Origin of the sequence: Catenulispora pinistramenti, from assembly GCF_018274385.1 — a bacterium.
GTDB lineage: Bacteria > Actinomycetota > Actinomycetes > Streptomycetales > Catenulisporaceae > Catenulispora > Catenulispora pinistramenti.
Genome location: NZ_JAAFYZ010000276.1, coordinates 1 through 12,261 on the forward strand (window position 1 = coordinate 1; position 12,261 = coordinate 12,261).

10 protein-coding genes and 1 pseudogene are annotated in these 12,261 nt (G+C 70.1%); 4 read left to right on the forward strand and 7 right to left on the reverse strand.

Annotation, left to right across the window (positions count from 1 at the left end; all coding sequences use genetic code 11):
- Both KGQ19_RS43190 and KGQ19_RS43195 read right to left on the reverse strand, forming a co-directional pair.
- Positions 1-406, reverse strand: a pseudogene (locus KGQ19_RS43190) (hypothetical protein); the annotation flags it as partial.
- A gap of 2 nt (positions 407-408) precedes the next feature.
- Positions 409-2,514 carry a DNA gyrase/topoisomerase IV subunit B gene (locus KGQ19_RS43195; RefSeq protein WP_212020474.1) on the reverse strand — a complete coding sequence of 702 codons (2,106 nt, stop codon included), beginning with the start codon at positions 2,512-2,514 and terminating at the stop codon, positions 409-411.
- Positions 2,515-2,836: 322 nt separating this feature from the next.
- Between KGQ19_RS43195 and KGQ19_RS43200 the strand changes: the two genes are divergently transcribed.
- Positions 2,837-3,085 carry a DUF7455 domain-containing protein gene (locus KGQ19_RS43200; RefSeq protein ID WP_212020476.1) on the forward strand — a complete coding sequence of 83 codons (249 nt, stop codon included), beginning with the start codon at positions 2,837-2,839 and terminating at the stop codon, positions 3,083-3,085.
- 254 nt (positions 3,086-3,339) lie between these two features.
- Here KGQ19_RS43200 and KGQ19_RS43205 read toward each other — a convergent pair whose 3' ends face one another.
- Together KGQ19_RS43205 and KGQ19_RS43210 are read right to left on the reverse strand one after the other, a co-directional pair.
- Positions 3,340-5,025, reverse strand: coding sequence for an RNA polymerase sigma factor (locus KGQ19_RS43205; protein ID WP_212020478.1), 1,686 nt, complete (start codon positions 5,023-5,025; stop codon positions 3,340-3,342).
- Between the two features lie 328 nt (positions 5,026-5,353).
- A complete protein-coding gene (locus tag KGQ19_RS43210) occupies positions 5,354-6,208 on the reverse strand; it encodes a FadR/GntR family transcriptional regulator (protein WP_212020480.1) in 855 nt (284 codons plus the stop codon).
- 342 nt (positions 6,209-6,550) lie between these two features.
- On the opposite strand from KGQ19_RS43210, the gene KGQ19_RS43215 reads away from it, so the two are divergent.
- Positions 6,551-7,741, forward strand: coding sequence for an SPFH domain-containing protein (locus KGQ19_RS43215; RefSeq protein ID WP_230420341.1), 1,191 nt, complete (start codon positions 6,551-6,553; stop codon positions 7,739-7,741).
- A 3-nt stretch (positions 7,742-7,744) separates the two neighbouring features.
- Complete coding sequence (locus KGQ19_RS43220) at positions 7,745-8,638, forward strand: NAD(+)/NADH kinase (RefSeq protein WP_212020482.1); 894 nt, start codon at positions 7,745-7,747, stop codon at positions 8,636-8,638.
- Positions 8,639-8,688: 50 nt separating this feature from the next.
- Here the strand turns inward: KGQ19_RS43220 and KGQ19_RS43225 are convergent, their stop codons facing one another.
- From KGQ19_RS43225 to KGQ19_RS43235, 3 genes are all read right to left on the reverse strand, one after another.
- On the reverse strand, positions 8,689-9,222 hold the full coding sequence (locus tag KGQ19_RS43225) for a dihydrofolate reductase family protein (RefSeq protein WP_212020484.1): 534 nt from the start codon (positions 9,220-9,222) through the stop codon (positions 8,689-8,691).
- Between the two features lie 132 nt (positions 9,223-9,354).
- The gene (locus tag KGQ19_RS43230; protein WP_212020486.1) at positions 9,355-10,281 is read right to left on the reverse strand and encodes a carbohydrate kinase family protein; all 927 of its coding nucleotides are present in this window, start codon (positions 10,279-10,281) and stop codon (positions 9,355-9,357) included.
- Between the two features lie 11 nt (positions 10,282-10,292).
- A complete protein-coding gene (locus KGQ19_RS43235) occupies positions 10,293-11,249 on the reverse strand; it encodes a pseudouridine-5'-phosphate glycosidase (RefSeq protein ID WP_307856686.1) in 957 nt (318 codons plus the stop codon).
- Between the two features lie 109 nt (positions 11,250-11,358).
- Between KGQ19_RS43235 and KGQ19_RS52370 the strand changes: the two genes are divergently transcribed.
- Positions 11,359-11,682 (forward strand): GNAT family N-acetyltransferase, encoded by a 324-nt coding sequence (locus KGQ19_RS52370; protein ID WP_307856687.1) that lies wholly within the window; start codon positions 11,359-11,361, stop codon positions 11,680-11,682.
- The last annotated feature ends 579 nt before the right edge of the window (positions 11,683-12,261 follow it).

Genomic DNA, 12,261 nt, shown 5'->3' on the forward strand with positions numbered 1-12,261 from the left:
CCGCCAACCCCGCCGCGCCGCCGACCGTCACCCCGAGCTGCCCGGCCAACTGCCAGGCCAGCACCCGCGGTGTCAGCCCGCGCGCCGAGACCCACGCGAACCGCTCGTCATCGGCGGCCTGCGCCAGCACCGCCAGCTCCGAGGCCGCCCACGCCAGCGTGAACGTCTTTCCCGCGCCTCGGGGCCCGGTCACCAGCAGCAGGCTCGGCGTGACCGCTTCCGCGGCCCGCGCTCCGGCCCCGGTCTCGGCGCCAGAGGCCCCAGAGCCGCCAGAGCCACCACGGGCGCCGGAGTCGGCGTCGGCTCGCGCCGGCCCCGTCAGCCACCCCATCACCGCCCGGCACACGGCGCCCCGTCCGGCCGGCAGCACCGAGCTGGGTGCGGCCGGCCCGCCCACCGAGGCCACGGCTAGACGTCGATCCTGGATCGGTCCAGGACCGCCGCGGAGCTGATGATGAACTCCCGGCGGGGTGCCACGTCGTTGCCCATCAGCAGATCGAAGGCCTTGTCCGCGGACTCCCCGTCGGCCACCGTGATGCGCCTGAGCGTCCGGTGGCGGGGGTCCATGGTGGTCTCCGCCAGCTGGTCGGCGTCCATCTCGCCGAGGCCCTTGTAACGCTGGATCGGCTCCTTGATCCGCTTGCCCTTCTTCATCAGCTCGGCGACCGTGCGGCGCATCTCGTTGTCCGAGTAGGTGTAGATGTACTCGTTCTTCGCGCGGCCCGCGCCGATCACCTCGATCCGGTGCAGGGGCGGGACGGCCGCGTAGACGCGTCCGGCCTCCAGCATCGGCCGCATGTAGCGGTGGAACAGGGTGAGCAGCAGGCAGCGGATGTGCGAGCCGTCGACGTCGGCGTCGGCCATCAGGATCACCTTGCCGTAGCGCGCCTGGTCCAGGTCGAACGAGCGGCCGCTGCCGGCCCCGACGACCTGGATGATGGCCGCGCACTCGGCGTTCTTCAGCATGTCGGCGATCGAGGACTTCTGGACGTTCAGGATCTTGCCGCGGATCGGCAGCAGCGCCTGGAACTCCGAGTTGCGGGCGGCCTTGGCCGAGCCCATCGCCGAGTCCCCCTCGATGATGAACATCTCGGAGCGGTCGACGTCGTCGGAGCGGCAGTCGGCCAGCTTGGCCGGCAGCGCCGAGGTCTCCAGCGCGTTCTTGCGGCGCTGCGCCTCCTTGTGCTGGCGGGCGGTGATGCGGGTGCGGGCGGCGTTGGCGATCTTCTCCAGGACGCCGCGCGCCATCGGCTTGTCGCCGCGCTTGGCCGAGGTCAGGAACTCCTTGAACGCGTTGTCCACGACCCGCGTCACGATCCGGTTCGCCGCCGGGGTGCCCAGGACCTCCTTGGTCTGGCCCTCGAACTGCGGCTCGGCCAGCCGGACGGTGACCACCGCGGTGAGGCCCTCGAAGACGTCCTCGCGGATCACGTCGTCGTCGTTGACCCTCAGCAGCTTGGTGGCCCGCAGCTGCTCGTTCGCCGCCTTCAGCAGCCCCTTGCCGAAGCCGACCAGGTGGGTGCCGCCCTTGGGGGTGGCGATGATGTTCACGAACGAGCGGATCGCGGTGTCGTAGTCGGTGCCCCAGCGCAGCGCCACGTCGACGGTCAGCTCGCGCTCGATGTCGGCGGGGGTCATGTGCCCCTGCTCGTCGAGCACCGGCACGGTCTCGGTGAACTTGCCGGAGCCGGTGAACCGCAGGGTGTCGGTGATCGGCCGGTCCGGGGCCAGGAACTCCACGAACTCCGAGATGCCGCCGGCGTAGGAGAAGACCTCCTCGTTGTGCCCGCCGTCCCGCTCGTCGACGACCTTGATCGTCAGCCCCGGCACCAGGAACGCGGTCTGCCGGGCCCGGGCGTGCAGCTCCTCCAGGACGAACTCGGCGTCCTTGAGGAAGATCTGGCGGTCCGGCCAGAACCGGGTCCGGGTGCCCGTGGGGGAGGCACCCTTGGCCCGGGAGACCTTGCCGACCTTGCGGAGCCCGGACTCGGCCTTGAACTTGCTGTCCGGGCCGTCGCCGGCGAACACCCCGGGGATGCCGCGCTGGAAGGAGATCGCGTGCACGCTCCCGGAGCGGTCGACCTCCATGTCCACGCGCGAGCTCAACGCGTTCACCACCGAGGCGCCGACGCCGTGCAGACCGCCGGAGGCGGCGTAGGAGCCGCCGCCGAACTTGCCGCCGGCGTGCAGCATCGTCATCACGACCTCGACGCCGGACAGCCCGGTCTTGGGCTCCACGTCGACCGGGATACCCCGGCCGGTGTCCTTGACCTCGGCCGACCCGTCCTTGTGCAGGATGATCTCGATCTGCTCACCGAACCCGGCCAGCGCCTCGTCCACCGAGTTGTCGATGATCTCCCACAGACAGTGCATGAGACCACGGCCGTCGTTGGAGCCGATGTACATGCCCGGCCGCTTGCGGACCGCGTCCAGTCCCTCGAGGACAAGAAGGTGCCGCGCGGTGTAGGAGCCGTCCTTGTCGGTGGACGGCGCGGACCTGCCCTGCGCACTCACTTGCGGACCTTCCTCTCCCTCGTCGATTCTCTATCGACTCACGTCACTCGAACATAGTTTCGCATCAATGGTAGCGACGGCAGGGCCAGCGTACCGGGACCTTCCCCCCGGCGAGTCCATGTGACCGGGACAACACTCTGATGGGAGAACACTCACCGCGTGTGCCGTCATCGACACCGAACGTTGAGTTTCCTCATGGTTCGTCCCCTTTCCCCGTACGCTCTCAGCGAACGTGACGCTTTCGACGCCGAATCACTAGCGCGGGAACACCGAACGCCTGCTTTGATGTTGTTCCGGGTACCACACAGAAAGCAGGTGCGACGTGACCACTGCAGTCCTGACTCCGACTGAGCCCCTGAAGGCTTCCGACCGCTGCGACCGCTGCGGTGCTGCTGCCTATGTGCGCGTCGTCCTGGGTGGCGGCGAGCTCCTCTTCTGCGCTCACCACGGCAAGAAGTACAGCGAGAGCCTGGCGAAGGTCGCAGTCGAGATACACGACTTCTCCGACAAGCTGATCGAGACCGAGACCAAGACCACCACCGCTACCGCCACAGCTGAGGACGAGCGCTGAGGGTTCAGCGCGGCGATACCCGGCCCTGATTGCGTAGACCTGTAACGGACGATCCGATAACGGCTACTGCGTGTTGCGGAAGGCCCCGGCTCCCGATGGAGCCGGGGCCTTCGCTGTGCGCGTTCGCTTCGCCGGCCGCGTTCGCTTCGCCGGCCGCGGTGGTTCGCTGTCTGTGAGCTGAGTCACAGGCGCGGCGTCAGCCGAAAAGAGTGCGGCCCCCGTGACGGGGGCCGCACTCTTCGTCGCCGGGACTCCTAATCCAAGTAGTCCCGCAGCACCTGAGACCGCGACGGATGCCGCAACTTCGACATCGTCTTGCTCTCGATCTGCCGGATCCGCTCGCGCGTGACCCCGTAGACCTTGCCGATCTCGTCCAGCGTCTTCGGCTGGCCGTCGGTCAGGCCGAACCGCATGGAGACCACGCCCGCCTCGCGCTCGGACAGCGTGTCCAGCACCGAGTGCAGCTGCTCCTGCAGCAGCGTGAACGACACCGCGTCGGCCGGGACGACCGCCTCGGAGTCCTCGATCAGGTCGCCGAACTCGCTGTCCCCGTCCTCGCCGAGGGGGGTGTGCAGGGAGATCGGCTCCCGGCCGTACTTCTGGACCTCGACGACCTTCTCGGGCGTCATGTCCAGTTCCTTGGCCAGCTCCTCCGGGGTGGGCTCGCGGCCCAGGTCCTGGAGCATCTGGCGCTGGACGCGGGCCAGCTTGTTGATGACCTCGACCATGTGGACCGGGATGCGGATGGTCCGCGCCTGGTCGGCCATGGCGCGGGTGATGGCCTGCCGGATCCACCACGTCGCGTAGGTCGAGAACTTGTAGCCCTTGGTGTAGTCGAACTTCTCCACGGCGCGGATCAGGCCCAGGTTGCCCTCCTGGATCAGGTCCAGGAACAGCATGCCGCGGCCGGTGTAGCGCTTGGCCAGGGAGACCACCAGGCGCAGGTTCGCCTCCAGCAGGTGGTTCTTGGCCCGGCGGCCGTCCTCGGCGATGATGTCCAGCTCGCGCCGGAACTCCGGGGTCAGCGGCTCGCCGTCGTTGAGCTTCTCCTCGGCGAACAGGCCGGCCTCGATGCGCTTGGCGAGCTCCACTTCCTGCTCGGCGTTGAGCAGCGGGACCTTGCCGATCTGCTTGAGGTAGTCCTTCACCGGGTCCGCGGTGGCACCGGCGGAGGCGACCTGCTGGGCCGGGGCGTCGTCCTCGTCGTCCGACAGGACGAAGCCCTCTTCCTTGGGCGTCGTCCCCTCGGTCTCGGTCGTCTCCTCGCCTTCCTCGCCGTCGGTGGCGACCTCCATGTCGGGGCCGTCCTCCTCGAGCTCCAGCTCCAAGTCGACGTCTTCCTCGATTTCGGCGTCCTCGCCGTCCTCGCCCTTCTTGCCGGACGCCGCCTTCTTGGCCGGCGCCGCGGTCTTCTTCGCCGCCGCCTTCTTGCCCGGCTCGGCGTCGGCCTCGGCTCCGTCGGCGGCCGAGGCCGCCTTCTTCGCCACGGTCTTCTTGGCCGCGCCCGGCTTGGCCGCCGCGGTCTTCTTCACCCCGGCCTTGCCGGCCTCGGTGTCCGCTTCATCGGAAGCGCCGTTCACGGCTGCGACGGCCGGTGCGGCGGTCTTGGCGGCGGCCTTCTTGACCGTCGTCGCCTTGGCCGCGGTGGCCGTTGTCGTCTTCTTGGCCGCGGTCTTGCTCGCCGCGGCGACGCGCTTGCGCGGCACCCCGGCACTCTGGGCGGCGTTGACCGTCAGGTCGACGCCCTCCTCGTGCAGCACGGTGGTCAGGGCGCGCATGACGCTCTTAGCCTTGGCCATCGGGATGTCCGCCTCTTCAAAGGCTTGCCGCACCTCGTCTGCGGCGATGTGTCCCTGCGCCCTGCCCCGCTCGATGAGCGCCACGAGGTGGGCGGACTCGGCGATCTCGGCGGGCAGTGGACGGGAAGTGCTGGCCGACACGAAAACCCTCTCGCTACTGGATGGCAACCACCCGCTTCCGACGTGAGCCGGGATACGGTCCGCAAGTCCTTGCGGGCCGTCTTGCTCTGTGCCGGGTTCGTGTGGAAGATTCCGATCGCGCCGCGGCTCCAACCGGTCGCACCCGGTCGTTCCGCATTGCACGCGACATAGCATTGTGGCACGCCGATGTATTCCCCCGGCACCGGATACCCGGGATCGGTGGGCACCGCCTTCCTGCACGCCCTTCGGCGCCCCCCGAGGCGGCGGTGCCCCGCACCACCGATCAGGCCCGCCGGTCACCGACCGGGGCGGGCCGATCACCGATCGTTCACTGTCCCCGCTGGCCGGGCAGCCCGTAAGCCGGGACCGGCTCCTCCAGCTGTGCGGCGAGCATGGCACGCATCACACTGGCCGCGGCCGCGCCGTCGCCGGCCGCCACCTCGTCGGCCAGCCGCTGGTGCGCCGCCGCGCCGCCGTCGTTCATCGGCCCGCAGGACCGGCGCCGCATACCCGCGCTCTCGGCCGCCCCGGTGACCACCCGCGCCAGGTGCTCCACCATCCGGTTCGGGCACTCGGCGACCAGCAGCGCGTGGAACTCGCCGTCGGCCTTGGCGTAGCCGGGCTGGTCGCCGTTGGCGGCGGCCTGCTTGAGCAGCACGGCCAGCTCCGAGAGCCGGGCCGCGGCACCGTCGGACAGCCGGCCGGCGGCCAGCTGCGCGGCCAACGGCTCGAAGGCACAGCGCAGTTCGGCCAGCTCGCGGCACTGGTCCAGGCCCGCGACGCCGGCCGCCCGCCACTCGATGACGTCCGGGTCCAGCAGGTTCCACTCCGGCACCGGACGGATGCGGGTCCCGACGTTCGGCCGCGCGGTCACCATGCCCTTGGCCTCCAGGACCCGCAGCGACTCCCGGACCACGGTGCGCGAGACCTCGAAGCGGCGGCCGATCTCCTCGGGCACCAGCGGCCGGTCCGCGCCCAGCTCGCCGGCCACGATCATCCGGCCGAGCTGCTGGACCAGCTGGCCGTGCAGGCCGCGGGCCTGGGTGCCGGCGCGCAGGGACAGGTAGGAGTCGGCCATGGTGCCGCCGGCCGCGGCGGCCAGGGTGTTGGCGACGGGCGAGGGCGAAGCGGGAAGGGAGTCGACGGGCGCGATGGTCCCGGTCATGTGTGTAGGAATGCTCATGTTGTTGTCGTCGGCCGCACCGGGGGCGGACTTGAGGATTCTTAGCCGATAGTCGGGCCGATGTCACCCGTCGGAATGATCACCCGCAGGTCGGGGCGTCGCCCTCCGGAGCGGATCAGGACGTTTCCTCATAGCGGCCCGGCCAGGGCGTCGAGTATGCGGATGTTGAGTCTTCCAATGGCCGGGGCGGCTATTTTCGTCAACTTGACGATAAGGGGTGCGGGGGGCTACCGTCGCAGCGTCTTGAAAAGGCGTTCGACGCACTGGTCCGGCGCACTGGTCCGGCGCACTGGTCCGGCGCACTGGTCCGACGCACCAGGTCGATTCACTAGGGGGAGAGAGATGGCGGACATCACCAAGCGGCTGTTCCTGAGCCACTTCCGGGGCAGCCCGACGAACCACGTGGTGCACCTGCGGCGCGGCCAGGTCGCGCACGAGGGCACCGGCCAGGCCTTCTGGTTCCGGCCGCTGACCGCGGTGCTGGCCGAGGTGCCGGTGGACGACCGCGAGCTGCCGATGCTGTTCCACGCCCGCACCAAGGACTTCCAGGACGTCACGGTGCAGGCCTCGATGACCTTCCGCTTCGTCGACCCGGCCCTGGCCACCCGGCGCCTGGACTTCGCGGTGGACCCGGTGTCCGGCCAGTGGCGCACCACCCCGCTGGAGCAGGTGGCGATGCTGCTCACCGAACTGGCCCAGCAGCACGCGCTGACCCTGATCGCCACCCTGGAGCTGGCCGACACGCTGGCCTCGGGCACCGCGGCGGTCCAGGAGCGGGTGACCGGCGGGCTGGCCGCCGACCAGCGCCTGGCCGAGACCGGGATCGGGGTGATCGGCGTCCGGGTGGTCGCGGTGAAGCCGGAGGCCGACGTGGAGCGCGCGCTGCGCACCCCGACCAGGGAGCTGATCCAGCAGGAGGCGGACCGGGCCGGCTTCGAGCGGCGGGCGCTGGCGGTCGAGCGGGAGCGCGCGATCACCGAGAACGAGCTGCAGAGCAAGATCGAGTTGGCGACGCGGGAAGAGCAGCTGGTCGCGCAGGAGGGCACGAACGCGCGGCGGCGGGCCACCGAGCAGGCGGCCGCGGCGCGGATCGCCGCCGAGGGCGACTCGGACCGGGCCCGGATCGCGGCCGAGGGCGAGGCCGAGCGGGCCCGGATCAGCATGGCGGCCAACGCCGAGCGGGCGCGGATCGTCGCTCAGGCGGACGCGGACGCGCTGCGGACCCGATCCTCGGCGAACGTCGAGGATCTGCGGGCGGTGGGGGCCGCGCAGAACGAGAACGAGGCGGTGAAGCTGGCCGCTTACGCGGGGCTGGACCGGAGCGTGCTGTTCACGCTGGCGCTGCGCGAGTTCGCGGGACAGCTGCCGGAGATCGGGACGGTGAACCTGACGCCGGATGTGGTGACCGGGCTGCTGACGAAGTTGGCGGGTGGTTCGGCGGCTGGCGATTCGGGGTCGAGTGGCTCTGCGGCTCGTGGCTCTGCGGCTCGTGGTTCCGCGGCCGGCGGGTCCGTCCAGAGTCGGGAGTCCTGAGCGATGTCCGTGGCGCCTCGGGTGGTCGTCGTGCACCGGCACAGCGAGCGGGACGAGCTCGTGGCCGAGCAGGGAACGTGGGGGCAAGCCGAGTTCGTCCAGAAGCGGCGCGGGATCTCGCTGTCGTCGGTGAAGAAGCGGCACGACATGCTGAGCGGCGCGGTGCAGGCGGTCTCCACGGGGATCCCCAGGGAGTGGCGCCGGGGCACCGTCGAGCGCGCCGACCTCCCGCGCTTCCTGTTCGAGCCGGAGGACGTCGTGGTGGTGGTCGGCCAGGACGGGCTGGTGGCCAACACCGCGAAGTACCTGGACGGCCAGCCGGTGATCGGCATCGACCCCGATCCGGGGCGCAACATGGGGGTCCTGGTCCGCCACTCCCCCAATGACTTCGAGTCCTTGCTCGCGCGAGTCGGCGCGGGCAGGGCCCGGTTCGAGGCCCGGACCATGGTCTCGGCGGCCACCGACGACGGCGAGTCGTTGCTGGCGCTGAACGAGGTCTACCTCGGGCACTCCGAGCACCAGTCCGCGCGCTACCTGTTGAGCACTCCCGAGGGCGAGCAGGAGCACCACTCGTCGTCGGGGCTGCTCGTCGGGTCCGGCACCGGCGCCACCGGCTGGATGCTGTCGATCGCCCGGCAGCGGGCGCGGCAGGTCACGTTGCCGGGGCCGACCGACCCGGAGTTGGGGTGGTTCGTGCGGGAGGCGTGGCCGGGGCCGACCACCGGTGCCGACCTGACCGAGGGGCTGCTTCCGGACGGAACGGAGCTGACGGTCCGCATCGAGGGCGAGTCGCTGGTGGTGTTCGGCGACGGGATCGAGGCCGACCGGCTGGCGCTGGGGTGGGGGCAGACGGTGCGTATCCGGGCCGCTGAGCGGCATCTGCGGCTGGTGGTGTAGCGGCAGGTGAGCAGCGTCTACGGGGGCACCAGGGGACGCCGGGGGCGGTCTCAGCGCACGACGCTGTAGTCCAACACCAGGTGCCCGGTCGGCGACGCGACACTGCGCACCAGCTCGAACGACGTCGGAGGCAGGCCGTCGAGAAGCCGGCGGCCCTGGCCCGCGGTCTTGGGCGCCACCACTAGTTTGAGTTCGTCGACGACCCCCGCGGCGAGCAACGCCTGCGCGACGCTGATGCTCGCGTGGACGCCGATGTCGCCGCCGGGCCGCTGCTGGAGATCGCGGGCGAAGCCGACCAGATCGCCCTCGATCACCGTGGCGTTGACCCAGTCCTGATCGAGCGGCGTCGAGGTCGCGACGTACTTCCGGACCCCGTTGATGAAGCCGGCGAACGGCTCTATGTCAGCGTCGGGCCAGAACGGCGCCCACTCGGCGAAGCTGCGGCGGCCGAGGATGACCGCGTCCTGGGACTGGATGACGGTGCTCAGATTGGCGTCCAGGACGTCGTCCCAGCCGAAGAAGCGGTCGGGGTCCTCGGCCACGCCGTCGAGCGACAGCAACTCGTACACGACGATCTTCCGCATGCTCTCTCCCTGGTCGGCAGACCTTCCACTGGCCTCGATGCTCCCAGGTTCCACGGCCGTCCGCCCGACTTCCACGGCTGCGGGCCCACCTCTACAGCCGCCCGCCCGACGTCTACAGCCGCCCGCCCACTTCTACGGCCGCCCGCCGACCTTCCGGATCACCCGGGCCGCTAACCGGCACCCGGCCGCCAGCGCCTCCTCGGGGTCCTCATCCCGCATCCACGCCGCCAGATACCCGGCGGCGAACGCGTCCCCCGCCCCCGTCGTGTCGATCAGCTCTCCCGGCCCGAGCCGTTCGGCCGGGACGCGGATCGTCCGGTCGAGCAGGGAGTCGTGCCGCACCACCCCGTCCGCGCCCAGCTTGACCACCACCTGGTCGCACAGCTCCGTCAGGGCCCTGGTGGCGGCGACCGGGTCGTCGTCGATGCCGGTCAGGACCGCCGCCTCGTCGCGGTTGGCGATCAGCATGAAGGGATCGCCGATCCAGTCCAGGAAGCAGTCCGGACCCACCGCGGCCAGCGGGCCGGCCGAGGCGACGTCCACCGACGTCGTCATCCCGCGCCGCCGCGCCAGGTCCAGGGCCGCCACGCCGGCCGCGCGGGTGGCCGGGTTGAGGATCGTGTAGCCGGACAGGTGCAGGTGGCGGCCGGGGACGAACTCGTCCTTGGGGAGGTCCATCGGGGTCAGCGCGCTGTTGGCACCGGGGTCCGGGACCATCGTGCGCTCGCCGGTCGGATCGACCAGGACCACCACGGTGCCGGTGGGCCGGGACGGGTCCACCTTCAGCGCCGTGCGGACGCCGACCGCGCGCAGCAGTTCGGCCGCCTCCCGGCCCGGCAGGTCGTCACCGACGCAGCCCACGAACAACGCCTCGTTACCGGTGGCGGCCAGCCAGGCGGCGGTGTTGGCGGCCGACCCGCCGCCGCGCATGGTGATCCGGCCGGGGCTGTCGGAGGCCGCGACCAGCTGGCCCTCCAACCGGGCCAGGACGTCCACCATCAGGTCGCCGATCACCAGGATCGGCGCCGCCGCATCGGCCGGGAACAACGGCAGGACCATCGGCGGCGCGGCTACTGACTCGGGGCGGCGGCGATGATCTCCGCGGCGATCCGGGTGGCCAGCTCGGCGTTCCGCTTGACCAGGAGCACGTTGGCGCGCAGCGACTCGCCGTCGGTCTCGCTGTGGAAGAACTCCAGCAGGAACGGGGTGACGTCCTTGCCCGAGACCCCGCCGTTCTCCGCGGCGGCCAGCGCATCCGTGAGGATCCGGTCGTGCAGCATCGGATCGATCTGGTCCTCGACCGGGATCGGATTCGCGATCAGCACCCCGCTGGACACCGCCGGCCACGCCAGCTGCCAGTGCTGCAACACCGCGTCGGCCAGCTCCTCGGCGAAGTCGAAGCTCCACTCCAGCGGGTAGCCGCTGTCGGTGAGGTAGAAGCCGGGGAACTGGTTCGTGCGGTAGCCGTAGACCGGGACGTTCAGCGTCTCCAGCCGCTCCAGGGTCGCCGGGACATCCAGGATCGACTTCACTCCCGCGCACACCACGGCCATCGGGATCCGGGACAGCGCGGTCAGGTCCGCGGACTCGTCCCACGTGTCACGCGCCTGCCGGTGCACACCCCCCAGACCCCCGGTGGCGAACACGTCGATGTCTGCCTGCGCCGCCAGCGACGCGGTGGCCGCCACAGTGGTCGCCCCATGCAGCCCCTTGGCAGCCGCCACGCCGAGATCCCGCACGCCGAGCTTGACCACCGCATCGGACTCGGCGATCAGCCGCAGCTCCTCCTCGAACAGACCGATGCAGGGCTTGCCGTCGATCATCGCAATGGTGGCCGGCACGCCACCGTGATCCCGCACCGTCTGCTCGATCTCCCGAGCCACCCGCAGATTGTCCGGACGCGGCAGCCCATGGCTGATGATCGTGGACTCCAGCGCCACCACCGGCGTGTCCGATTCCAACGCGTCGATCACCTCGGGGTGGATCCGAAGCCCCTCGCCGTCCCCTGTCACGACGGTTGATGACACAGCCTGCCTCCTACCAGCCCGACGACATAAAGCCGATGGGCATAAAAGCGGTCCCGGTTACGCTGATGCGAACACTACTGAAGATCGTAGAGGGAGCCGGAGGCGGGTTGTGAGCGGCGAGGGCATTGGTGGGATTCCTGGCGGGGCCAATGGCGGCGTCACCGTGGTCGAGAACAAGGAGCGCGGGCGGTACGAGGCGCGGGTGAATGGGGCACTGGCGGGCGTCCTCGCGTATTCGGTGCAGGACGGGGTGGCCGTCATGCCGCACACGATGGTGGAGCCACAGTTTGAGGGCCGCGGCCTTGGCGCGCTGATGGCGGAGACGGCGCTGGATGATGCTCGGGCGCGGGGGTTGAAGGTGGCGCCGCGGTGTTGGTTTGTTGCGGCTTTTATAGAGAAGAATCCTGAGTATCAGGATTTGGTGGCTTTGTAGGGGTTGGCGGCTCGTAGGATTTGATGGCTTCGCAGGGTCGATGGGCCTTGGGCCCGGGGCGGGGAGTTTTCGAGGCGAGGGTTTTTCGAGCCGGGTTGCGGTTTGGTTGTGGGTTTCAAAGCTTTTTACGCCTTCGGTCATAGTTGAGCCGGTTCGGGGTTCGGGGTGGTGGGTGTGTTTGTCGGCTGCCGGTTTTCGCGTTCACAATCCCGCCGCACCTCAGGCCTCTTCAACACCGGCAAGTCAGAGCAAGGGGTACAAGCAAGATCAACGGCACAGGCCAGATCAAGAGCAAGATCAAGAGCCACAAACAAGATCAAGATCAAGAGCTGTGATGAAGAGCCGGGCCTCCGGCGGGCCTCGGCAACCTCAGGGAAACTAGCGCGGTTCCCTCGGGTGGTCGGGTCAGTCTCAGCGGTGGCGGTTTGTGAGGTGGTGCGGTCCGTTCCCCTCGGTCGCGTCGTCAGCCCGGGGGGTACAGCACCGGTGTCCGGGGGTAAAGTCCGCGCGCGGCGGACATGCAGGTAGGCGGCGGTTTCGTACGGCGCGAACTTGACCCCCGGCCACCGGCACTGTAGG

Excerpts from the sequence above, each read along its gene's own strand:
- KGQ19_RS43210 (WP_212020480.1), bottom strand. The coding sequence starts at position 6,208 with ATGAGCATTCCTACACACATGACCGGGACCATCGCGCCCGTCGACTCC.
- KGQ19_RS43215 (WP_230420341.1), top strand. The coding sequence starts at position 6,551 with ATGGCGGACATCACCAAGCGGCTGTTCCTGAGCCACTTCCGGGGCAGC.
- KGQ19_RS43220 (WP_212020482.1), top strand. The coding sequence starts at position 7,745 with ATGTCCGTGGCGCCTCGGGTGGTCGTCGTGCACCGGCACAGCGAGCGG.
- KGQ19_RS43225 (WP_212020484.1), bottom strand. The coding sequence starts at position 9,222 with ATGCGGAAGATCGTCGTGTACGAGTTGCTGTCGCTCGACGGCGTGGCC.
- KGQ19_RS43230 (WP_212020486.1), bottom strand. The coding sequence starts at position 10,281 with ATGGTCCTGCCGTTGTTCCCGGCCGATGCGGCGGCGCCGATCCTGGTG.